Source organism: Salinivibrio sp. ML198 (assembly GCF_001996015.1).
In the GTDB taxonomy this organism is placed as follows: domain Bacteria; phylum Pseudomonadota; class Gammaproteobacteria; order Enterobacterales; family Vibrionaceae; genus Salinivibrio; species Salinivibrio siamensis.
The window spans coordinates 13,490-35,257 of record NZ_MUEZ01000008.1; the positions used below are offsets into that span (position 1 = coordinate 13,490).

The window sequence follows — 21,768 nt, forward strand, 5'->3', positions numbered from 1 at the left end:
TATCAAGATGAACCGCAAAAGACCAAATAAGTGGTTTGCGACTCTGGTCACTGGTAGTCATACTTACTACTAACTTATTTACTCTGATAGTGAGATGCTTGTGCACGTTAGCCCTAACGACCATAAACACTACCGTTATATCACGCTTCCTAACGCATTACGTGTCTTATTGGTGAATGACCCATATGCGCATCGTAGTGCCGCAGCATTGTCAGTGAATGTCGGTCACTTCCACGATCCAGACGAGCGACAAGGGCTGGCCCACTTTCTTGAGCATATGCTTTTTTTGGGGACTGAGCAGTACCCCGTCATCGGTGACTTTCAGCGCTTTATTAGCCAGCATGGTGGCCACAATAACGCGTGGACAGGCACAGAACACACTACCTTCTTTTTCGATATTCGCCCCCGCCAGTTCGCCGCGAGCTTAGATCGCTTCAGCGCATTTTTCATTTCACCGCGTTTTGATGCTGATGCCGTGGATAAAGAGCGCCAATCGGTCGACGCCGAGTATCGCATGAAGCTCAATGACGACGTGCGACGTATCTATCAAGTTCATAAAGAAACCATCAACCCCAACCATCCATTTGCCAAGTTCTCCGTTGGCAGTGTCGAGACGCTCGCGGACCGCGATGATTCCAATGTGCGTGATGATCTCATCGCCTTTTACCAAGCTAACTACAGCGCCAATCTTATGACACTGGCATTGACCGGGCCACAGTCATTGGATGAGCTTGAGCGCTTCGCGAAACAATATTTTTCCGCCATTGCCAACCATCACTACCCCGAACTTGCCATCAATGCGCCCTTGGTCACCAAAAATGAGCAGCATCAATGGGTGAGTATTGAACCTTTAAAAGACGTTCGTAAGCTCACCTTGGCGTTTTCTGTCCCTGAAAGTCCCGAGCAATACCGCACTAAGCCTTTGTCTTACATTGCCCATTTATTGGGGTATGAGGGGCCAGGGAGTTTAATGTCACTATTAAAAAATAAGGGCTATATCAACACCTTGTCTGCAGGTGGTGGGATCAGCGGGCGAGATTTTCGTGAATTTACCCTCGGCTTTTCGTTGACGCCATTAGGGCTTAGCCATCTCGACGACATTATTGCCTATGTTTTTCAAGCCATTGCCCTCATTCGGCGCGATGGATTACAACCTTGGCGTTATCAAGAAAAACGACAAGTCCAAGAGCTGGCATTTCATTACCAAGACCCGCACCGACCCATTGATACCGTCAGTCATTTGGTGATGAACATGCAGCATTATGCGCCAGCCGATCTTCTGTATGGCGACTACATGATGACAGGGTTTGATCGCCACCAGATTCAAGCCATGCTACAACATATGAGCGTCGATAATCTTCGCGTGATGCTGGTTGCCAAAGGGCTAAGTTACGATCAGTGCGCCGATTGGTATCACACGCCCTACGCGGTGAAACGCTTTTCTACGCAACAAATTGCCAAATGGAAAACCGATTACATTTCACCGGCACTGACACTGCCTGACCCCAACCCTTATATTGCCGATGCCCTGCATCCACTGGCTATCGAGCAAGATGCCAGCGAGGTACCAAGCTTAATTGAAGCGCTACCTGGTTTCCGCCTTTGGCATGGCCAAGAACCCCACTTTCGCGTGCCTAAAGGCCACATCTATATCGCCATCGATAGCCCACATGCCGTGGCGACGGTGAAAAACATTGTCATGACCCGTTTAAGTGTTGAAATGTTGCTCGAAGCCCTAAATGAGCAAGCCTATCAGGCTGAAATTGCGGGAATAAATTACAATTTATACGCGCACCAAGGTGGGGTAACGCTGACACTCAGTGGCTTCAATGACAAGCAGCCGCTATTGCTCGAACTTATCTTGAAAACCTTCTCTCAGCGCAGTTTCAACCCTGAGCGCTTCGAGACCATAAAAGCGCAGCTGCAACGCAGCTGGGAAAACGCAGAAAAGAACAAGCCGCTGAGCCAATTATATAACAGCATGACCGGGCTGCTTCAGCCTAATAATCCACCGTATCACGCCCTTTTAGCGGCATTGGAAACGGTGACCCTGAGTGACTTACCTGACTTTGTCGATGCCATGCTCGCCACCTTGCATGTCGATATGTTTATGTATGGTAATTGGCACCGCCATCATGCCAAGGCCTTAGCAGAAACTGTCAAAGACAGTTTGCGCGTGAAAGGACAAGCGTATCAGGAGTCTGTGCGTCCGTTGACCTTACTTGAGGGCGTCGGTACCGTCAGTTTTGAGCGCCCTCTTGCGCATGCTGAGTCAGCGCTTTTAGTGTATTACCAAAGCCCATCGACCGACCCTCAAGCCGTGGCGACCTACACCTTGGCCAACCACCTGATGTCGGCGACTTTTTTCAACGAACTGCGCACCAAACAGCAATTAGGTTATATGGTTGGTGCTAATAACTTACCGCTAAACCGCCACCCTGGACTGATTTTTTATGTGCAGTCCCCCATGGCAGGCCCCAACCAGTTAATGGCAGCGATTGACGACTTTCTCAATGCTTTTTTCATGGTGCTGTTAGAAATGACGGAGGCAAGCTGGCAAAGCAGCAAGCAAAGCTTATTGGCACAAGTGAGAGAGCCGGATAATAACCTACGAGCTCGCGCTCAACGTTACTGGATCAGTATTGGCAACAAAGACTATCAATACCAACGTCGCGAGCAGGTTGCAGAGGCGATGGCGACACTCAGTCGCGCGGATATGGTGCGGTTTGTGGTCAATACACTCAAGCCGAGAACCGCAGATAGGTTAGTCATGCACAGTTGCGGGACTGAACATCAACAAGATGCACACCTAGACGGTGCCTATCCGATTGCGGATATCGCTGCCTTCCGCGCTTTATGTCAGCGTAGTGAGGACTAATCTCCCAATCAATAGAAAGGGCAGCCACTGGCTGCCCTTTCTATCATTGGCTGGCTAACGGTTAGCTTTCGGGGTAAAACACCTGCCCTTCTTTGGCCATCACGGTTAAGCGCTCACAAGGAGCAAATCGTTCACCGTAACGATTTTGATGCTCGTTGAGCAAGTTGACCACACGGTCAATGCCGATATGGTCCATATAGCGGAAAGGTCCGCCCAAGAACGGCGGGAAGCCGATACCAAAGATCGCACCGATGTCACCGTCACGTGCAGAACGAATCACGCCCTCATCGAGGCATCGTGCCGCTTCATTGAGCATCATCAATACGCAGCGCTGCGCCACCTCATGACCAGACAACTGGGCGTTAAGGGTAATATTGAGCAAGCTGTAGACTTTCTTATCGGCCTGCTTAGCCTTGCTGCCTTTTTTGCTGGCATCGTAGCGATAGAAGCCCTTACCTGTTTTACGCCCTTTGCGGTCGTCATTCAGCAGCACATCGAAGACATCCGGCGCTTCAAAACGCTCCCCCAGCTCTTGCGTCAGGATAGGCGCTATCTTAGCGCCAATATCAATGCCCACCTCATCAAGTAAGGTGATAGGCCCAACAGGGAAGCCAAAGTCCAATAGCGCGGTGTCGATATGCTCAATGCTTTCTCCAGCCAACAACACGCGCGCGGCCTCATTCATATAAGGGGCAAGGATCCGGTTGACGTAAAAGCCTCCACTATCACCGACCACAATCGGCGTTTTACCTTGCTGGCGCGCCAGCTTAACCACAGTCGAAATCGTCTTATCACTGGTGTTTTTATGGGGGATCACCTCCACCAGTGGCATTTTTTCTACCGGGCTAAAGTAGTGCAAGCCCACAATGTTTTCCGGGCGCTGGCTGCCTTCAGCGATTTGGTGGATAGGCAATGACGAGGTATTGGTAGCAAAAATCGCGTCCTTCTCGGTGATGGACTCCATCTCTTCCACCATGCGGTGTTTAAGCGATAAATCTTCAAATACCGCTTCGATCACCACATCCGAGTTAGAGAGGGTCGTCGCCTGTGTATCGCCCGATAGCTGCATCATCGTCGCTTGCAGCTCGGCCTTACTGAGCTGTTTACGCTTGCGTTTTTTGTCCAGCAGTTGATAGCTATACCGCAGAGCATTCAAAATGCCATCTTCGCTCACATCTTTCACGCGTACGGGATAACCCGCTTTTGCGACCGAAACATGCGCAATTCCCGCGCCCATCAAGCCACCGCCAAGCACGCCAATACGACTGATATCGCTGGGCTCAGCATCGGCACCGTTTTCTTTTTTCATCGCGGTGGTCGCGAAGAAAATGCTTCGAAGAGCTTTAGACTCCGACGTCATCACCAGCTCACCAAACTGGCGCGCTTCTTCCTCAAAGCCGGCTTCCAAACCTTTATCGAGGCCCTTTTTCACCACGGATAAAATGGCATCGGCGGCAGGGTAATTACCACGGGTTTTCGCTCGCGCTTTTTTGCCTGCTTGATCAAAGACGATGTTACGCCCAACCGCATTCCCACTCAGCATCCAGCTTTGCCAGCTGCGGTTGCGTTTTGGTTTCGATTTCTGCGCCAACTGCTCGGCCACGTCGAGCAAAACGGTATCTGGCACACAGTCATCCACCACACCCAGCTTTTTCGCTTTTTTGGCGCGTAACTGTTTGCCTGTTAGCATCATATCGAGTGCGTCAGGCACACCGATAAGGCGAGGGAGTCGCTGTGTACCGCCCGACCCTGGCAACAAGCCGAGTTGTACTTCTGGCAGGCCAAGGCGCGTTTTATCCCAATCTGTGGCTACACGGCTGTGACAGGCAAGCGCGAGCTCCAGCCCACCACCTAGGCAAGGGCCATGAATGGCGGCCACCACGTGAAATGGAAGCTTTTCAATGCGTGAAAACAGAGCCTGACCTTGCGCGGCAATATCGCGGGCTTGCTCGGCGCTGTCACAGCCTTCGAGCATGCGCACGTCTGCACCGGCCACAAAGTTATCTGGCTTACCAGAGTGAATCACTAGCCCTTTCACGCTTTTATCGTTTTCGAGTTGGTCTAATACCGCGGAAACGCCCTCAACAAAGCTTGCCTGCAGCGTATTCATGCTCTCGCCCGGCACATCAATGGTCAGCCAGGCTATTTGGTTATCAGCAACCGTTAAATGAAAGGCTTGATGGGTTTCTGTGGTCATTATTCTGCCTCCAAGATCATTGCTGCGCCTAGGCCACCTGCTGCACAGGCTGTGTTCAATGCTAATCCGCCGCCACGACGTTTTAATTCACGTAAGGTTTGGGTGATCATCCGCGCGCCTGTCGCGGCAAATGGATGGCCGTAGGCGATTGACCCCCCTAACACGTTGAATTTATCCATATCGATGTCACCAATCGCGCGGTCACGATTTAAATGCTCACGAGCAAAGGCGTCAGAGGCAAACATTTTAACATTGGATAAGGTTTGCGCAGCGAACGCCTCGTGCATATCAATCAAGGTTAAGTCCGAAAGAGAAATCCCCGCACGATCAAGCGCAAGTGGTGTGGCGTAAGAAGGGCCCATCAGCATGTCTTTTTCTACCCCGATGGCGGAGAACGCATACGAGCGAATGTAACCGAGCACCTCAAGACCCAATGCTTTCGCGCGACTTTCTGGCATCATTAATACCGCAGCCGCACCATCAGTCAGCGGCGTGCTATTGGCCGCCGTGACCGAGCCATGCTTACGGTCGAATGCAGGACGCAACTTAGCGTAGTCCTCCAGCGTGGAGTCGGGGCGCAGGTTATTATCTTGTGCAATCCATGTTTTGTAAGGTTCGGGATAGGCCGTCATCACTTCATCGCTGAGCAAGCCTTCGTCCCAAGCTTTGCTCGCCAGTTGATGGGAGCGCAGCGCTAGCGCATCTTGCTCTTTGCGTGGGATCTGATGAGACTTTGCCATTTGCTCGGCCGTTTGCCCCATGCTCAGCCCCGTCGAATATTCAGCCACGGCGGGCGGAACCGGTGCCAGATCTTTCACTGAAAGCTTACTGAGCAACTTTAATCGCTTGCTCATGGTTTTCGCCTTGCTCAAGTCTAGTAATGTCCGCGCCAGTTTTTTGCTAACGCCGATGGGCAGTACGGATGATGAATCCGCCCCGCCGGCAATACCCACTTGAATAGTGCCTGCAACCATACTCTCTGCCACATTGGCGACCGCCTGAAAGCTGGTGGCACAGGCACGCGTAACACTGTAGGCATCGGTGTGAATATCCATGCCAGTACCTAGCACGATTTCGCGAGCAATGTTTGGCGCTTCAGGCATTTGCACCACCTGACCAAACACCACTTGATCAATGTCTTTCGGGGAAATACTGCTTCGGTTGAGCATCTCTTGTACCACCATTTTGCCGAGATCAACCGCTGGCACGTCAGTATAAGCGGTTGATTGGCGGGCAAAGGGTGTGCGTAGCCCAGACACAATAGCAATGCGATCACCATTGCTGGTTTTGAGGTGTTGCTGAGACGTCATCACTGCTCCTTAGGATGTTCTACAGGTCTGACCACAAGTGTAACCAAATTGTTACCAGCTTAAAACATCCGTTTTAATTGATTGGTAAGATTGCCAACAGGCGCACAGATCCGCTACCCGTGTCACCACAATGGTTCATGGTAAACAAACGAAAAAGCAAAAAGAAAAATAAAAAAAGGGGCCTTGCGCGAACGCAGGCCCCAAAAATATTGGAAAGCAAAACGATAATCTGGGAAGTGTGCAGTGCTTTTCCCGCACCCAGATCCGAACAGAAAGTCATATCATTCAAAAAGGAAACGCCGTTCACTCAACCTCACGAGTGTCGACACATGGCCGATAACGACAGGAGTCACTTTACCGACTTGTCGGGTTCTAATATTGAAACAGATCAAACTTGTACCGATTTTTCACCTAAGATGAAATAAAATGACAAATCACTCGGTCTTTATAGGCTGACTAATCCATGGATAAAGGCTCATCCGGTATGACCCGACAAGCACGATACGAGGCATTGGTGCGCGCATGGCATCGTGACCTCTACCGCTATGCCTACTGGTTAGCAAAAGACCCGCATATCGCGGAAGACTTGGTGCAAGAAACCTGCTTACGCGCTTGGCGCTCGTTAGACAGTTTGCAAGATGACAAGGCAGCCAAAGCCTGGCTAATCACCATTTTGCGCCGAGAGAATGCGAGGCGCTTCGAACGGAAGCAGTTTGACCATGTGGACATTGACGATGGCGAATTGGAAGACAAAACGCGACCCAGCGAAGAAGCGTCCATGGAACAACGCTGGCTACACCGGCAGATTGCCGCTTTATCACCGGAATATCGCGAGCCCTTGGTCTTACAAGTAATTGCCGGTTTTAGCGGCGACGAAATCGCCCAAATCTTGGATTTGAACAAAAACACAGTGATGACTCGTCTTTTTCGCGCTCGCGCCCAACTTAAAGAAGCACTGGATACCGCCGCAACCTCAGGAGGCCAACAGTATGGACGATCTTGAATTTCGCCGCCGCCTACTTGCAGACCCTTATGATACCGATCCTGAGTTGCAAGCTGCCAAAACTGAGTCCACCCACCACCAGCGTTATGCGGACGATATCGCGGAGTTGGACAGTAAAATCGACCAGGCACTTCGCGTTGAGGTGCCTGAAGATTTGCCCGATAAAATTTTGTTTTTACAAACCACCGATGTGGCGCAACAGGTAAAACGTCCTCGCTGGCACCTTGCCATCGCGGCCTCTATTGCGTTTGTGTTTGGCATCGCGCTCGGTCAATTTAACTGGGGCAGTGCCACGCTGGATCTTAATCAAACGGCATTGGCGCACTATTATCACGAGCATGCTTTTATCGAAGGCATTAACGAGGGGGCGACCATTGAGCAAGTCAATGCGAAGTTACAACCGTTTGGCAAGGCCTTTAATGCGCTACCAGGCCAAGTCACTTACATCAACCATTGTAGTTTCGGTGATCACCATGCCTTGCACATGGTGATGGAAACGGATGGACAAGCGTATACGGTGTTTGTGGTGCCGTCTGCCAGTCAGGCACCCGCGCAGAAAAATGATGGCAAAATGCAAGCCATCAGCCGTCCAGTGCAATCGGCGAGCGTGATCGTGGTCGGCGAGGCAACAAGCGCTGCCGCCCCCATTGCTGAGCAACTGCAACAGCAACTCACCCCCAGAGCGATCTAACCGCGTATTGTGCGCCCTCTCGGCAGGCAGAGAGGGCGCATGCTGTGATTTTTCCTTCCGCGCCAACGACTTTTCGCCTCCTAATGTGTAACAGGTGTGCGCTGAGTTCACCCTTCGGCGCTTAAATCCCCGCCAACACAGCAGATAAAAACACTAAAAACTCGTTTTTTGTTGTTTCATTATTTTGTTTTTACCCTTTATCGTAGCGAGAAATTGATTTACGCACGCGAGCTTTTACTCTAGGCCTCCCTTTATACAGCGAACAAGTAAGCAGATGAAAAATAATAAGATCGTTTATCTTGCCGTCGCCACGGCGCTCGGCTCTCTTTCCACGACCGCACACAGTGCCGGTTTTCAGCTCGCAGAAACCTCAGCAACCGGCCTTGGCCGCGCTTTCGCAGGGGAAGCAGCAATGGCGGATAACGCCAGTGCGCAATTTCGTAACCCTGCGCTATTAAGCTACCTTGCCGACACGCAAGTATCAGCCGGTGGCATCTACGTGAACCCTAACGTCGATATTGATGGTAAAAACTCTCAGTACGGTCAAACATCAACCGATGATGTTGCCCATGATGCCGTGATCCCTAATTTCTATTTCGCCCATCAAATCGACGATCGCTTTACCGCGGGCTTAGCTCTGGCGACCAACTTTGGCATGGAAACCGATTTGGGCAATGACTTTACTGGGACCCAGTTTGGTAACGAAGCGGCGGTGACTACCTTTGAAATCAACCCTAATATCGCTTGGAAAGCCACCGAGCAATTACGCCTCGGCGCCGGTATCCGCTATGTGTTGGGGGAAGGCAGTATTGGAGCGAAAAGTAGTAAAGACGCTCAACTACCTACTAGCGCAGGCCCACTTGCTGGCAGCCCTGTTCCTGACCACAGCACTCTGAAGTACATGGAAGGCGATGATCGTGCTTGGGGTTGGCAATTGGGTGCCGTGTACGACCTCAATGACAAGCATCGGGTCGGCGTTAACTATCGCTCTGAAGTAAACCTGACATTAGATGGGCATGCAGAAGGGCTAACTTACAACCTAGCAGCGATTCAAAAAGGTCAACTTGCTGGAGCAGATTATCTGAGTGATAACCACTATTCAGGCAGTATGGATCTCACCCTCCCCGCGACCGCCGAGCTCTCTTCGTTGCATCAACTGACTGAGCAGTGGGCGGTACACACCAGTATTAACTGGACCGAGTGGAGCAGCTTTGACAAACTCGAGGCGAACATTCCCTCCCTTTCGAGTGATCCAAAGATGGTGAAAGTAGAAAACTGGGAAGATAACTACCGCTTTGCCATCGGCACCACCTATCAGTGGGATCAGAAACTGACGTTGCGCTCAGGCGTTGCCTATGACACCTCGGCGGTAAGCGATAAAAACCGCACCCTGACTATCCCAGAAACTGACCGGACGTGGTTGAGTGTGGGCGCCGGCTATGACGTGACCCCCAAGCTCACGCTGGATGCGGCGTTTACCTATGTGTTTGCCAAAGATGCCCCGGTGAAAGAGCCGCGTGATGGTATTGAGTCCGACCAGTCAGGCTCAGCGTTTGGTGGTAACTTTGAAGGCGAAACCACCGGTAATGTGTGGTTAGTCGGCGTGCAAGCCAGCTATCGTTTCTAAGCATCACGCCTTATCCAACAAAAACACCACGGCTTTGGCCGTGGTGTTTTTTATCGCGTTTTACCTAACTCGCTTACGCTGATTTACGGCGCGGCATCGATATCATCGATAAAATCATCGAGAAACTCATCATCCAAAGCAGGTTGTTGCTCAAGCGCTTCATCCCCTTTGGCACGATAGCGGCGGTTTTGCAGGTAAGCCTCACGGGCAAACGCGTAAGGGTCCGGTGAGTTATCCAATTGCGACTCTTGAGACACTAACGCGGCGCGCGACTCCATCCCATCAAACATCCATTTTAAAACCGACTGCGGCAGGGTGAGTAACGCAAGCGGCGGATACAGGCCATCAACGACTTCGCCCGCGCCCTCTCTCACCGAGGTGGGGCCATAGCCAGGCAGCATAATGTACGCGCCCGTTCCCACATCATAGTGTCCGATCGCATCACCAAATTCGCGCTGATCATATTTTTGAATATCAGCCGCTGACGCGATATCAATCAAGCCACCCAAGCCAAAAAAGGTATTTATCCAAAAGCGGTTAAAATGGGTCGCGGCTTTCTCGCCTTCCAGCATGATCAAACTATTCAAAAAGCTGGCAGGCTCTTCGAGGTTGCCCAAAAAGTTAGAAATCCCGGTACGCACGGGGCTCGGCACATAATCGACATACGCAATCGAGACGGGGCGCGCGACATAGGGATCCAAGTAATCGTAATTGACCGTCCACATCGCACGGTTAAAGCCTTCTAGCGGGTCTTCAGGGTGCGGCTCTGCCCCTGGTGGACGTGATACACAACCGGTTAGCAGGCCAAGTACCGCCACCATCAAACACAGACGTTTCCACATTAAATGGCATTCCTCTACATAATGAAAGGCTGGGAATGCCCAGCCTTGCTAACAATGATGACTATTCTGTCTTGGTTATTGCTGTTTGTCGATAACCAGTTCAGCCTGGCTGCCCACGCTTACCTCAGAACTCTGCCCAATCCAATCACCTTGCTTGGTGGCCACATTGCCGTCTTGGTCAATCCGCGCCCGAATCACCACCTTATCATACGAGGATAACGCCTGATTAGGATTTAAGCTGTCAGTGTCTGCTAAATCTACAGACAAGGGAAACTTCGATAAAGGCAGGCGCTTGGCCGCGATTGGCATCGGTGAGTTTGCCGATGCATGCGCGGAAATAATCACCACGCCGTCCTGGGGTAACTGCACTTGCTGACCCAGTGCCACTGTTACCGCGACTTTCGCACCATCGGCGCTGTTAAGCGCTAGCTTCGCACGTGCGATCGACTGATCTAACGTCTGGTTACGCGGATCGTCACTGCCTATCAAGGTTTTCATCGCCTTCCACGTGGCAATGGCATCTTGATATCGCCCTTGCTCGAACGCTTGATAAGCGAGCAACGACATCGCCTGCAGATTAAAGGGATCCGCTTTCACCACGGATTTTAATAAATTCTGCGCCCGCACACTGTCTGCCTCATCACCGGCAAACAGCAAGGCTTGCGCCAGCCCGACTTGAACATCAGGTTGTGAAGGCGCCAAGGCATAGGCTTTTTCCATTGCGCCCTTGGCCGTTTCACCGTCTCGATTAGCAAGGCCAATACGACCCAGCAACAGCCACCCTGTACTATCGGTCGGCTCATGCTGCAAGCGCGTGCGCAGCGCCAAGGTTAAGTCTTGCATCTCTTGTTGCGTCAGCGGCTGTTCATTGTCCAGTAGACGCTTGGACAATGACGGTAACTGTTGGGCAGTTTGTTGCCACTGTGCCACTTGGTTGGCACTGCCCTCAATGCCATACAAGCCGAAGCTGACCACCGCTAGTACGACTAAACCTGGCACCCACTGCATCGGCGTCAGGCGCAAATGACGCGCTTGTTTGGCTTTCTCCTTTTCTGGGATATCGTCCAGCAATGATTGCTGCAGATCCTGCCTCAGATCGCGTGCATTATCGATTAAGCCTTCAGCACTTTCCGCTTCAATTTCTTCCACACGGTCAAAGTAAAAGGCTTTATTGAGTGCATCACGGCTCCCCTGATGATCGTGCTCACTTTTTTGCCAAAGGGGCCACAAAAACATCACTGCGCCAAGGACAAAAAACACCAAGGTCGCGCCCCAAAACTCAATCATTTTGGCTCCTTATTTTGCTGGGTTGACGCATGCTCAGATGACGCCGGTTGCTCCGCGGGGGTATCCATGTTCGTTGCTGAGGTGCCTGCAGGTGAATCATCATCCCCTTCTGTCGATGACAACAGCGCATCGAGTCGTTGCTGCTCCTCATCGCTCAACGCGTGATTGATGGTCTGCTTGGCACGTCGGCTGCGCACTATCATCACCCCCACGCCAGACATCAGCACCAGCGCAGGCGCCAGCCATAGAATCACAGTTGATGCGGTGACGGGCGGATTGTAAGTCACAAAGTTGCCGTAACGCGCGATCATAAAGCTGCGAATTTCCTCATCCGTCCGACCTTGCTGTAACATTTGGTGCACTTTTTGGCGTAAATCCTGCGCAAGCTCAGCGTTAGAATCGGCAATGCTGTTATTTTGACACTTGGGACAGCGTAACTCACTGGTGAGGGCACGAAACCGAGCCTCTTGCTCGGCCGAGTCGAATTGGTACACGTCAATCGCATTCGCTAACGCCAAGGTCGCGCTCAGCCACAGCACGCTGAGTAGGATCAGTCGCTTCATCCGTCAACCTCCTTCAATGCGTCGAACTTCGGCTTGAGGGTCTCCTGCCAATTACGAGCGTTCACATCACCCACGTGCCGGTACTGAATCACGCCGTTAGCATCAATCAAAAACGTTTCAGGCGCACCGTACACACCCAAATCAAGCCCTAACATCCCATCACCGTCGTACAAACTAATCTGATAGGGGTTGCCCAGGTTGTTCAGCCATTTGACCGCTTTTTGCCTATCATCTTTGTAATTAAGCCCAATGATTTTTACCCCTTGCGCCGCCAGTTTATTCAAAAACTGGTGTTCGGCATAACAGGTCGGGCACCAGGTGGCCCATACGTTCAGCAGCAGTGGCTCGCCCGTGAAAATGGCTTGGTCATACTCCTTGCTCGGGGTTTGTAGATCCTCAAGGTGAAAAGCGGGCACAGGCTTGCCCACTAATACTGACTCTAACTTGGTCGGATCATCCCCTTTGGCGTTGTTGTCGAGTTGAGCGACAAAAAAGCCCGCCAGTGCCGCAAACGCCAATAATGGCAAAAACCAAAGTAACTTCTTCATACGCTGGCCTCCTGCTTCGGTGCCTGCTTGCGACGAAACCGGTAGCGCTTATCGCTGATCGCTAACGCACCACCTAATGCCATGACAATGGCACCGAACCAAATCCAGCGCACAAAGGGTTTGTAGTAAAGTCGCATTGCCCATGAGCCATCAGGCAGCTCTTCACCCATGGCAATATAGAGATCACGGGTGAAGCCGCGATCAATCGTGGCTTCTGTCATCATCGAGCGCTGCACGGAATAGAACCGCTTTTCGGCATCCAAATGGTTGATAAAGGTATCACCACGGTATACATCAAACGAGGCCACGTAACCCTGGTAGTTAGGTCCTTGCTTGTCTGATAAGTCCGTAAACTTAAAGGTATAACCTTGCAAAGTGACGCTGCTGCCCGGCGCCATTTTGACATCACGCTCAATGTCATAATTCTCGACCATTGCCACCCCAATAATGGTGATCGCAAGGCCGATATGACCCAGCACCATGGCCCAATGGCTGCGCCCCAGTTTTTTAATCCCTACCGTAAAGGCATGACGATGGGTAGCACGCAAGTGAAGCTCATAGCCATGTAGGAAGGTGATCCACAGCGCCATGGTTACGCCCATTGCCGCCATCGCTTTGAAACTGTCCGCTAAGGTTGCGATGGCACCGACACCTAGAACAACAGCCGCAATACCACTCACGAGCATCGGTTTGGCTAAGGTTGACAGCTTGTCACGCTTCCAGCGAATCAAAGGTCCAATGCCGAGGAAAAAGGCAAACGGTAGCATCAGCCACGCAAACAGGAAGTTAAAGAAGGGCTCGCCAATCGACACCGAGCCAAGGCCCAACTGCTTGTGCACAAGCGGCAATAAGGTGCCAATGAGGACGATGACAAGCGCTGTCATTAATAAGGTATTGTTAACCAGCAAGGCATTTTCTCGTGAAATGAACGACACCTTTGTGCGCCCTTTGATCTCAGAGGCGCGCATCGCATAAAGCAGCAATGAACCGCCAATCACCACCACAAGAAAGCCAAGAATAAACAAGCCACGCGCCGGATCGGAGGCGAACGAATGCACCGATACCAGCACCCCGGAGCGCACCAAGAATGTCCCTAATAAGCTAAGTGAGAACGCAGAAATGGCGAGTAATACCGTCCACGCTTTAAAGGTGCCACGCTTTTCTGTCACCGCTAAAGAGTGCATCAAAGCGGTTCCCGCCAGCCAAGGCATAAATGAGGCGTTTTCGACCGGATCCCAGAACCACCAGCCGCCCCAGCCAAGCTCGTAATAGGCCCACCAAGAGCCGAGCGCGATGCCCAAGGTTAAAAATAACCATGCGGCGGTGGTCCAAGGACGCGACCAGCGCGCCCACGCGGTGTCCAAACGTCCCGCGAGCAGTGAACCAATAGCAAACGCAAAGGCGACCGAAAAACCTACATACCCCATGTACAAAATAGGAGGGTGCACAATGAGTCCCGGATCTTGCAACAATGGGTTGAGGTCACGCCCGTCGACGGGGAAATAAGGCAAGGTGCGGTCAAACGGGTTCGAGGTAAGAATAATAAACAACAAGAAACCGACCGAAATCATTCCCATCACGGCCAATACCCGTGCGACCGAAGACAACGGCATGCCACGGCTAAATACCGCCACCGCCACGGTCCAAAGTGCCTGAATCAGCACCCAAAGTAACAGTGACCCCTCGTGCGCCCCCCAAACTGCGGTTAAGCGATAGTACCAAGGCAAGGCGCTGTTGGAGTTGCTCGCGACATAGGCCACCGTAAAGTCGTTGGTATAAAATGCCCAACTCAACGCGATAAAAGAAAACAGCAACATGGCGAACATCCCCAAAGAGAGAGGACGCGCCATTTTCATCATCCCTTCATGGCCCTGATTGGCGCCATACAGCGGATAGAAACTCAATAACAGCGCCAGTCCCAACGACAGGATTAACGCATAATGCCCGAGCTCAACAATCATAACTGACTACCTTGTTTTTGCTCCTCTGTGTATTCAAGCGGCTGATGATTCTTTTCCATCGCCTCGGCTATCTCAGGCGGCATATACTCTTCATCATGCTTAGCCAACACCTCACTCGCTTTCACAGTGCGTGAGTTAACCAGCACGCCTTGGGCGACAATACCTTGCCCCTCCCGAAAAAGGTCCGGCAAAATACCTTCATACGTCACGGTGACGGCGGGACCCACATCGGCAACGTCAAACTGAATTTGCAACGATTCCTGATCGCGCTTCACTGAACCTTCCACCACCATGCCGCCAATTCTTAAGCGCTGGCCCACCTCGGGCTTGCTTCCATCCGGCTTGCCTTGCACGATTTCAGTCGGTGTGTAGAACAGATCCATATTTTGGTTCAAGGCATACAAAACCAAACCGATAGTGGTCGAAACACCAATTAGCAACGCTAACGTGATCCACAACCGTTTTTTACGTCGGGGGGTCATAATGTGTTCTCCAGTGCTTGTGCATCTTTTATTCGCTGCTCACGGGCGATTTGCTGTTTGACCGCTTGCAGGCGTTTTTTATGTGTCCGTCGATAACCAAGGATGAGTGCCAGCATCGCAGCCGCCGTGATACCAAATGCGCTCCAGACATAAGCGGCATAGCCTCCCATCGCTAAAAACGCACTAAAACTCTCAAAATGCATTATTTCCCCTCCGCCAGTGCACGTACCCAAGGCCGGTGAGACTCTCTTAATAAAATTTGATTACGCAGTCCCATCAAGGTCAAGGCGACAAAAAAGCAGGCAAAGCCTAATAAACAAACAAGTAACGGCCAAAGCATCCCAGGGTCGATCGAAGGGCGGGCAAACTTAGTGATCGTGGCGCCTTGATGCAGCGTGTTCCACCATTCAACCGAAAAGTGGATAATAGGCAGGTTAATCACTCCCACCATCGCCAAGATCCCCGCCGCTTGCGAGGCCGTGCGTGCATCGTCAAACGCGTTATACAAAGCCATGACACCAATGTAGAGGAACAATAGAATTAACTCAGACGTGAGGCGTGCATCCCACACCCACCACGCGCCCCACATGGGCTTGCCCCAAATGGCCCCAGTGACTAAGGCGATAAAGGTGAACACGGCCCCCACTGGTGCAATAGCACCCACCGCCCAATCCGCCATTTTTAACTGCCAAACTCGACCAATAAACGCCGCGATGGCCATCGACATATAGGCGCCCATCGACCAAATAGCGGCAGGGACATGAATATAGATAATGCGAAAACTATCGCCTTGTTGGTAGTCTGCTGGCGCGAAGGCTAAGCCCCAAACCATGCCCACAACCAAGCTCAAGCCTGCCAACACAGCAAACCAAGGGAGAAGTTTTCCACACAGCCGGTAGCTCACTTCCGGCTTTGCGTAAGGGTGAAGCCACTTCCACATGACAATTGCTCTACTTCCTGATTAATAATTAGTTCACGCTCACACGCAATGCGGCGGCGATAGCAAAGGGGGCCAGGGTGACGGACCCGGCCAACATGGCGCCAAGGATCGCCAGCTGTCCATTGATGTCTGCACCGAATCCCGCCATATCAATTGCTGAGGTGGCAAAAATCAGTACAGGAATATAAAGCGGGAGGATCAGCAAGCTCAGAAGAACACCTCCCTTGCGAAGACCCACTGTTAAGGCAACCCCGATCGCGCCAACAAAACTCAATGTGGGCGTGCCCAACAATAGGGTCATCACCACCGCTTGATACTGGACCCCATCTAGCGATAGTAATAACGCCAACACTGGGCTGACTAATAACAAGGGCAAGCCGGTCAATAACCAGTGGGCAATGACTTTAGCAATCACTAACAGCGGCAAGGGGACGGGCATCAACATCATTTGCTCAAGCGACCCATCAAGGTAGTCATCACGGAACAAACGCTCAAGTGACAGCAGTGCAGACAGTAATGCCGCGACCCAGATAATGCCGGGGGCGATGGTCTGCAGTAACTGAGGGCCTGGCCCAACACCGAGCGGGAATAAGGTGATCACAATAATAAAAAACCACAAAGGGTTCAGACTATCAGCCGGCTGACGAAAAGCGACTTTTAGCTCTCGGCGAATAATCAACCACATCGCTTTGATCATTGCGCCCCCAAACGAATACGACGCAATAGCGGGTGACCCACAAACATGTCCTGGTGAGTGGTAAATAGCACCATTCCGCCTTGTTGCACATGCCGCTCAAACACAGCTTCAAGCACTTTCACCCCTTGTTTATCAATCGCCGTCAGCGGCTCATCGAGAATCCACAATCGCCGGTCACTTAACCAAAGCCGTGCGAGGGCAACGCGCCGGTTTTGTCCCGCAGACAGCTGTCCCGCGGGGATATCCTCACGCCCCGCCAAACCGACCTTGGCAAGTGCTTGCCAAATTGCATCATGATCACACCGTCCATGCATCTGCATGTAATAGGCCAGATTTTCAAACGCGGTGAGTTCGCGCTTGACCCCTGTGGTGTGACCTAAAAAAAGAAGATCGCGATAAAAGGCATCGCGTTGTTGGGTGATCGCCTGCTGCTGCCAACAGACCTCGCCACTGTCCGCCAACCCAAGGCCAGCGATGATACGCAATAATGTGGTTTTGCCTGCTCCATTTGGGCCTTCTACTTGTACGAGATCACCAGGAGCCAGAGAGAATGTCAGCGCATCAAACAACACTCGGTCATCACGAACACAGCAAAGCTGTTTCACTTCCAACATGACAAATGTTGCATCCTGCTTGTGTTACAAAAGTGGACGCATAGTACCACAATGGTCAAAATGACTGTTAGTTACCACAGGGTTGCAAAGTGTGACTCGCGTAAATAATTGTGAGAAACCATGAAGATTGCACCAACCAATCTACAGCATTTGATGGTAAAACCCGCAGCCATCGCCTCACCGTCCTTGCCATCAATCGATGGCCGCGCGCTGTCGCAGGCACAATTTACCCTAATTCATACCGCGGCCAGCACAGGGTTGGCCGATGTGTTAGCCCAGTTACATTTGTTACCTGCACTGACTGCCACCATGAGACAACAACCGGCATCAACCCAAGCGTTAATGCAATCACTACTTACCGCTTGGACGCTTCCCACTCCCGGCCATCAACAGGGAACCAGTTCAGACACCATTGTCCAGTGGCTCACACAACGCCCTGCCGATAAGTTGCTTGCCACACTACTCAAGCAATGGCTCTCGCCCCAGTCAGAGGGCGATAATCTTACGGGTGCATTAAGACTGATGGCCGAGCAAAGAGTGGCTGAGTCATCACGCCCTGGCGAGTGGCAATGGGTATTACCTTTTTCCGATCTCCAGCGGCCGCCCGTTCGTGTCACGGCAAAAAAACAAGGTGAACAAACATCCCCCTCCACTGAGGAAACGGTTCAGTGGCACGTTCGCCTATATCTTCCCGTTAGGCACCAATTTGTCCGTGCCGATTTAACCTTGTCCAAGCACGAAAGAGCACTCACACTGACCGCACCGACAACGACACTCAAACACCGCATTCATCAAACGCTTGACTGGCTCAGTGAGCGGTTTGCGCATCAAGCGATTGCCTTAGATATAGCGATCAGTGAAGAGATCGATGAAACCGAACCAGAATCAGAGGGTGATGTGCCAGCCGCTGGCATTTCCATGAGGGTTTAATGATGAAAGATAAACAACGCGCAGTGGCTCTCGGGTATGACGGCTACCATGCCCCAAAAGTCAAAGCAAAAGCCACGGATAAACTCGCACTGGAGCTGATTGAGGCCTTGAGTGAACAAGGTGCACTCATTCATCAAGATGCTCATTTACTCGCCTGGCTAGACCGATTAGATAAAGATGATGAGATTCCACCTGAGCTCTATCGAGTGATTGCCGAATTGATTGCGTACGCTTGGGTACTGGAAGGAAAGACCCCGCCAGGTTGGCAGGGACATACACCGATAGACACCTTGGTATAGGGTATCGGAGAGCTTGGGTGGTTAGCGCTGCTGATTGGCAGCTTGTCGTTTACGCAGATTAAGCAGCAATTCGGCCTCTGCTTTGGGGAGATCACACTCTTGCATTAACTCGTCAACATCCGCGCCCAAATCAACCATTTTACTGGCTCGACTATAGAGACGGCTTTCCGAATCCTGCATTTCAAGCTCAACATGCTTTTCTAACAACTCATCCACATTGGCAGATAAATCGGCGAGCTTCTGCCCCATCCCCATGCTACCTGCCCGCAATTCATTAAATTGCTTCGCTAAGCTGTCATGGCGTTGACGCGCACTCTTGAGCACGGTTTCCATAGCTTGCAGCTTATTCTCTAGTCGCTGCCTGGCACGCTTTTCTGCGCGAAGGCGCCATAAAGCAACGATGGCAAACACCACCGTCACAGCAACAGGCGACCACGTCAGCACAAGCTCCATCATTACAGCATTGCCATCTCATTCCATTCTTCGTCGGTCAACAGCTTGTTGAGATCAACCAAGATAAGAAGCTCGCCATTGCGGTTGCTCACGCCTTGAATAAACTTAGCGCTTTCTTCAGTGCCAACACTTGGCGTGGTATCGATTTCTGATGTTTTCAGATACACCACTTCCGCGACGCTATCAACCATAATACCAATCACCTGGGTCTCGGCTTCGATAACGATCACGCGGGTATTATCCGTCACTTCGGTAGAGGCTAAGCCAAAACGTGAACGCGTGTCGATCACGGTAACGACGTTGCCGCGCAAGTTGATAATACCTAATACATAGTCAGGGGCGCCCGGTACGGGTGCAATTTCGGTGTAACGCAGCACTTCACGCACCTGCATCACATTAATGCCGTAGGTCTCTTCTTCGAGCTGAAAAGTAACCCACTGCAACACCTCGTCATTGACGCCTTCTTTTTGAACTTCAGCTACCTGAGACATTGATTTTCCTCTTTACGCGCTGTGTAACTAGTTATTACGCCATCGCCTTGGCGTCAATCCCCTGATTTAACATAGCAATAAATGCTTGAACATGGATCAGAGCACACATTTTTTCTTTTACCATGCCCGCTAGCCAAGGCCGCTTTCCCGCTTGTTTTCGCCAGCGAATCGCTTTGCCACTGAGCGCCTGGGTGCCGAGTAACTGATCACACGCCAGCCCCCACTTACTATCGCCCAGAATCACAATATAATTATAGTCGTCCCTGTGCTGATTATCTGCCAGTTTTTCTGGCATCACCCAGCGAGCGGTATCGACAACATCAAGCTGTTGTTGCTTTTCTGTCTGTAATCCTAGATACCAATCAGGCCGACCGATAAGGCGATTGCACTCGCCCAATTGATGAATACCGCCAAGTTCGGCTAAAGGGACCGCGTAGGTCACGCCCATACTTTCAAAGAATAATACCTGAAACTCTGCTTCAGTTTCAGCATTTTCCCATTGAGTAGGAGGAAGATCTTCTCCCGCTTGGGTGTCAGCCTCCACCGTTTCCTGCGTGTGGGCTGCTTGCTCAACCTCTTCAGTCACCCCGATATCGGCTTCAGGGGCAACGACGTCGGCCTCTACGCTGACCTCTTCCTCGGTCTCGGTCTCGGTCTCGGTCTCGGTCTCGGTCTCGGTCTCGGTCTCGGTCTCGGTCTCGGTCTCGGTAAGAGTTTCTACCTCAGGGACCGCCTCGTCTACCTGAACCTGCTCCTCAACATCAAGCCCCCAATCGGCCATGGTATAGGTTTCAAGGGTTTGCTCTTGTGCCTCTTCCACAACAGGATCGACAACCTGCTCGGCCGTCTCTTGGGCAACGTCTTCCTCAGTTTGGGTCGCCGTTTTCGCTTCCAGCTCCGCCTCTTCATCGACTTTGAGCTGGGCAAGTAACCGCTCAACTTCCGCCAAGTCACGTTCTGGTTCAGCATACGCGACCGGTTCTGGTGTTACTGCCTCCGTGACAGGTTGTGGCTGAAGCCGTGGGGAAGCATCACCGAGGTACGATGCAGACGACACCTCCGGCGTGGCACGAGCGGGCTCTACAGGCTGTTTGCCTGGTTGGGCTACCTCACCTAAGTCATCCAGCAGGGCCTCAAAGTAATCGTCGAGCGCTTGACCACTGGATAGGGCATTATGCTTGTTCATCCTGCTCCAGTCGCTCCAAATAGGTTAATAGAGTTTTGTAGGCAAATACACCACGGCAATTTTTCGCATAGAAAGACGCTGGCATATGCTTTAAGCTTGCATCTCGAAACTTAGTATCGATAGGCACGGCTGAGGCCCAGACCTGATCGCTATAGCGAATTTTAAGCTCCTGTAGGGTTTCCAGCGATGCCCGCGTACGCTTGTCGTACATGGTTGGAATGATAGTGAGATTAAAGTTAGAGCTACGAGACTTTTGCATGATCTGCAACGTGCGCATCATACGTTCCAACCCTTTCATCGCCAAAAACTCGGTCTGAACCGGGATCAATACACGATGACTGGCCGCCAACGCGTTGACCATCATCACGCCCAAAATCGGTGGGCAATCAATCAACACATAGTCATATTCGTCAGCCAATGCATCCAGTGCTTTTTTTAGCACCAACCCCATGCCACCCCGGTTCCCCATCACACGGTCTAACGTCGCCAGCGACATGTGTGCAGGAATTAAGTCCATATTCTCAAACTGTGTTTTGACAATGAGCGGCTTCACCGTCTCTTTATTGACAGTTTGTAGTTGAAACAAATCAAACAAGCTCGCTGGCAGCTGCTCTGAATCAAAATTCAAATAGGTCGAGAGAGAAGCGTGTGGATCCGTATCCACTAGCAGGACACGTTTCTTACGTTCACTAATCAATCCTGCCAATGTCACCGTGGTGGTTGTCTTACCAACACCGCCCTTTTGGTTGGCGATACTCCAGACTATCAA

The 21,768-nt window shown here is 51.6% G+C and carries 22 protein-coding genes; 6 read left to right on the top strand and 16 right to left on the bottom strand.

Annotated features, from left to right (window positions below; translation table 11 throughout):
- Positions 1-100 precede the first annotated feature (100 nt).
- The gene (locus BZG25_RS07005) at positions 101-2,878 is read left to right on the top strand and encodes an insulinase family protein (RefSeq protein WP_046075041.1); all 2,778 of its coding nucleotides are present in this window, start codon (positions 101-103) and stop codon (positions 2,876-2,878) included.
- 61 nt (positions 2,879-2,939) lie between these two features.
- On the opposite strand, the gene fadJ is transcribed toward BZG25_RS07005, so the two are convergent.
- Together fadJ and fadI are read right to left on the bottom strand one after the other, a co-directional pair.
- Entirely contained in the window at positions 2,940-5,075 is a 2,136-nt protein-coding gene (gene fadJ, locus BZG25_RS07010; protein WP_077606551.1) for a fatty acid oxidation complex subunit alpha FadJ, read from the bottom strand.
- Positions 5,075-6,385, bottom strand: a complete 1,311-nt coding sequence (fadI, locus tag BZG25_RS07015) for an acetyl-CoA C-acyltransferase FadI (RefSeq protein ID WP_077606550.1) — start codon at positions 6,383-6,385, stop codon at positions 5,075-5,077. Before fadI ends, fadJ begins: the two co-directional genes overlap by 1 nt.
- Positions 6,386-6,869: 484 nt before the next feature.
- On the opposite strand from fadI, the gene BZG25_RS07025 reads away from it, so the two are divergent.
- The 3 genes from BZG25_RS07025 (at position 6,870) to BZG25_RS07035 (ending at position 9,706) form a co-directional block, all read left to right on the top strand.
- On the top strand, positions 6,870-7,388 hold the full coding sequence (locus tag BZG25_RS07025; protein ID WP_046074910.1) for a sigma-70 family RNA polymerase sigma factor: 519 nt from the start codon (positions 6,870-6,872) through the stop codon (positions 7,386-7,388).
- A complete protein-coding gene (locus BZG25_RS07030; protein ID WP_077638735.1) occupies positions 7,375-8,079 on the top strand; it encodes a DUF3379 family protein in 705 nt (234 codons plus the stop codon). The genes BZG25_RS07025 and BZG25_RS07030 overlap by 14 nt, the downstream gene beginning before the upstream one ends.
- 274 nt (positions 8,080-8,353) lie before the next feature.
- A complete protein-coding gene (locus BZG25_RS07035) occupies positions 8,354-9,706 on the top strand; it encodes an outer membrane protein transport protein (protein ID WP_077638736.1) in 1,353 nt (450 codons plus the stop codon).
- Between the two features lie 83 nt (positions 9,707-9,789).
- Here the strand turns inward: BZG25_RS07035 and BZG25_RS07040 are convergent, their stop codons facing one another.
- The 10 genes from BZG25_RS07040 to ccmA all read right to left on the bottom strand — a co-directional run bounded on the left by BZG25_RS07040 (position 9,790) and on the right by ccmA (position 17,640).
- Positions 9,790-10,548: a VacJ family lipoprotein gene (locus BZG25_RS07040; protein WP_077578024.1), complete on the bottom strand. Its 759-nt coding sequence runs from the start codon at positions 10,546-10,548 to the stop codon at positions 9,790-9,792.
- Between the two features lie 75 nt (positions 10,549-10,623).
- The gene (gene ccmI / locus BZG25_RS07045; protein WP_077578023.1) at positions 10,624-11,835 is read right to left on the bottom strand and encodes a c-type cytochrome biogenesis protein CcmI; all 1,212 of its coding nucleotides are present in this window, start codon (positions 11,833-11,835) and stop codon (positions 10,624-10,626) included.
- Positions 11,832-12,398: a cytochrome c-type biogenesis protein gene (locus BZG25_RS07050; RefSeq protein WP_077638737.1), complete on the bottom strand. Its 567-nt coding sequence runs from the start codon at positions 12,396-12,398 to the stop codon at positions 11,832-11,834. The genes ccmI and BZG25_RS07050 overlap by 4 nt, the downstream gene beginning before the upstream one ends.
- A complete protein-coding gene (locus BZG25_RS07055) occupies positions 12,395-12,946 on the bottom strand; it encodes a DsbE family thiol:disulfide interchange protein (RefSeq protein WP_046074916.1) in 552 nt (183 codons plus the stop codon). Before BZG25_RS07055 ends, BZG25_RS07050 begins: the two co-directional genes overlap by 4 nt.
- Positions 12,943-14,907, bottom strand: a complete 1,965-nt coding sequence (locus BZG25_RS07060) for a heme lyase CcmF/NrfE family subunit (RefSeq protein WP_077606548.1) — start codon at positions 14,905-14,907, stop codon at positions 12,943-12,945. The genes BZG25_RS07055 and BZG25_RS07060 overlap by 4 nt, the downstream gene beginning before the upstream one ends.
- Positions 14,904-15,389, bottom strand: a complete 486-nt coding sequence (gene ccmE, locus BZG25_RS07065) for a cytochrome c maturation protein CcmE (protein ID WP_046074918.1) — start codon at positions 15,387-15,389, stop codon at positions 14,904-14,906. Before ccmE ends, BZG25_RS07060 begins: the two co-directional genes overlap by 4 nt.
- Positions 15,386-15,592, bottom strand: coding sequence for a heme exporter protein CcmD (gene ccmD, locus BZG25_RS07070; RefSeq protein ID WP_077638738.1), 207 nt, complete (start codon positions 15,590-15,592; stop codon positions 15,386-15,388). The genes ccmE and ccmD overlap by 4 nt, the downstream gene beginning before the upstream one ends.
- Positions 15,592-16,329, bottom strand: coding sequence for a heme ABC transporter permease (locus tag BZG25_RS07075; protein ID WP_046074920.1), 738 nt, complete (start codon positions 16,327-16,329; stop codon positions 15,592-15,594). The genes ccmD and BZG25_RS07075 overlap by 1 nt, the downstream gene beginning before the upstream one ends.
- Before the next feature lie 28 nt (positions 16,330-16,357).
- Positions 16,358-17,026, bottom strand: coding sequence for a heme exporter protein CcmB (gene ccmB / locus BZG25_RS07080; protein WP_077578019.1), 669 nt, complete (start codon positions 17,024-17,026; stop codon positions 16,358-16,360).
- Positions 17,023-17,640 (bottom strand): cytochrome c biogenesis heme-transporting ATPase CcmA, encoded by a 618-nt coding sequence (gene ccmA / locus BZG25_RS07085; protein WP_077578018.1) that lies wholly within the window; start codon positions 17,638-17,640, stop codon positions 17,023-17,025. Before ccmA ends, ccmB begins: the two co-directional genes overlap by 4 nt.
- A 120-nt stretch (positions 17,641-17,760) precedes the next feature.
- Here ccmA and BZG25_RS07090 point away from each other — a divergent pair, with 120 nt between their 5' ends.
- Entirely contained in the window at positions 17,761-18,570 is an 810-nt protein-coding gene (locus tag BZG25_RS07090; RefSeq protein WP_077638739.1) for a hypothetical protein, read from the top strand.
- Positions 18,570-18,869 (top strand): EscU/YscU/HrcU family type III secretion system export apparatus switch protein, encoded by a 300-nt coding sequence (locus BZG25_RS07095; protein ID WP_371326850.1) that lies wholly within the window; start codon positions 18,570-18,572, stop codon positions 18,867-18,869. Before BZG25_RS07090 ends, BZG25_RS07095 begins: the two co-directional genes overlap by 1 nt.
- A gap of 21 nt (positions 18,870-18,890) precedes the next feature.
- Here the strand turns inward: BZG25_RS07095 and BZG25_RS07100 are convergent, their stop codons facing one another.
- Genes BZG25_RS07100 through BZG25_RS07115 form a run of 4 tightly spaced genes read right to left on the bottom strand, consistent with a single transcriptional unit; the run spans position 18,891 to position 21,768 of the window.
- Complete coding sequence (locus tag BZG25_RS07100; RefSeq protein WP_046074924.1) at positions 18,891-19,325, bottom strand: DUF2802 domain-containing protein; 435 nt, start codon at positions 19,323-19,325, stop codon at positions 18,891-18,893.
- The gene (locus BZG25_RS07105) at positions 19,325-19,813 is read right to left on the bottom strand and encodes a chemotaxis protein CheW (protein WP_046074925.1); all 489 of its coding nucleotides are present in this window, start codon (positions 19,811-19,813) and stop codon (positions 19,325-19,327) included. Before BZG25_RS07105 ends, BZG25_RS07100 begins: the two co-directional genes overlap by 1 nt.
- A gap of 34 nt (positions 19,814-19,847) precedes the next feature.
- Entirely contained in the window at positions 19,848-20,999 is a 1,152-nt protein-coding gene (locus BZG25_RS07110; RefSeq protein ID WP_077638740.1) for a chemotaxis protein CheW, read from the bottom strand.
- The gene (locus tag BZG25_RS07115) at positions 20,986-21,768 is read right to left on the bottom strand and encodes a ParA family protein (protein ID WP_046074927.1); all 783 of its coding nucleotides are present in this window, start codon (positions 21,766-21,768) and stop codon (positions 20,986-20,988) included. Before BZG25_RS07115 ends, BZG25_RS07110 begins: the two co-directional genes overlap by 14 nt.

What these genes read in the sequence shown, in the direction of transcription:
- fadJ (WP_077606551.1), bottom strand. Translation starts at nt 5,075, where the DNA reads ATGACCACAGAAACCCATCAAGCCTTTCATTTAACGGTTGCTGATAAC.
- fadI (WP_077606550.1), bottom strand. Translation starts at nt 6,385, where the DNA reads ATGACGTCTCAGCAACACCTCAAAACCAGCAATGGTGATCGCATTGCT.
- BZG25_RS07025 (WP_046074910.1), top strand. Translation starts at nt 6,870, where the DNA reads ATGACCCGACAAGCACGATACGAGGCATTGGTGCGCGCATGGCATCGT.
- BZG25_RS07030 (WP_077638735.1), top strand. Translation starts at nt 7,375, where the DNA reads ATGGACGATCTTGAATTTCGCCGCCGCCTACTTGCAGACCCTTATGAT.
- BZG25_RS07035 (WP_077638736.1), top strand. Translation starts at nt 8,354, where the DNA reads ATGAAAAATAATAAGATCGTTTATCTTGCCGTCGCCACGGCGCTCGGC.
- BZG25_RS07040 (WP_077578024.1), bottom strand. Translation starts at nt 10,548, where the DNA reads ATGTGGAAACGTCTGTGTTTGATGGTGGCGGTACTTGGCCTGCTAACC.
- ccmI (WP_077578023.1), bottom strand. Translation starts at nt 11,835, where the DNA reads ATGATTGAGTTTTGGGGCGCGACCTTGGTGTTTTTTGTCCTTGGCGCA.
- BZG25_RS07050 (WP_077638737.1), bottom strand. Translation starts at nt 12,398, where the DNA reads ATGAAGCGACTGATCCTACTCAGCGTGCTGTGGCTGAGCGCGACCTTG.
- BZG25_RS07055 (WP_046074916.1), bottom strand. Translation starts at nt 12,946, where the DNA reads ATGAAGAAGTTACTTTGGTTTTTGCCATTATTGGCGTTTGCGGCACTG.
- BZG25_RS07060 (WP_077606548.1), bottom strand. Translation starts at nt 14,907, where the DNA reads ATGATTGTTGAGCTCGGGCATTATGCGTTAATCCTGTCGTTGGGACTG.
- ccmE (WP_046074918.1), bottom strand. Translation starts at nt 15,389, where the DNA reads ATGACCCCCCGACGTAAAAAACGGTTGTGGATCACGTTAGCGTTGCTA.
- ccmD (WP_077638738.1), bottom strand. Translation starts at nt 15,592, where the DNA reads ATGCATTTTGAGAGTTTTAGTGCGTTTTTAGCGATGGGAGGCTATGCC.
- BZG25_RS07075 (WP_046074920.1), bottom strand. Translation starts at nt 16,329, where the DNA reads ATGTGGAAGTGGCTTCACCCTTACGCAAAGCCGGAAGTGAGCTACCGG.
- ccmB (WP_077578019.1), bottom strand. Translation starts at nt 17,026, where the DNA reads ATGATCAAAGCGATGTGGTTGATTATTCGCCGAGAGCTAAAAGTCGCT.
- ccmA (WP_077578018.1), bottom strand. Translation starts at nt 17,640, where the DNA reads ATGTTGGAAGTGAAACAGCTTTGCTGTGTTCGTGATGACCGAGTGTTG.
- BZG25_RS07090 (WP_077638739.1), top strand. Translation starts at nt 17,761, where the DNA reads ATGAAGATTGCACCAACCAATCTACAGCATTTGATGGTAAAACCCGCA.
- BZG25_RS07095 (WP_371326850.1), top strand. Translation starts at nt 18,570, where the DNA reads ATGATGAAAGATAAACAACGCGCAGTGGCTCTCGGGTATGACGGCTAC.
- BZG25_RS07100 (WP_046074924.1), bottom strand. Translation starts at nt 19,325, where the DNA reads ATGATGGAGCTTGTGCTGACGTGGTCGCCTGTTGCTGTGACGGTGGTG.
- BZG25_RS07105 (WP_046074925.1), bottom strand. Translation starts at nt 19,813, where the DNA reads ATGTCTCAGGTAGCTGAAGTTCAAAAAGAAGGCGTCAATGACGAGGTG.
- BZG25_RS07110 (WP_077638740.1), bottom strand. Translation starts at nt 20,999, where the DNA reads ATGAACAAGCATAATGCCCTATCCAGTGGTCAAGCGCTCGACGATTAC.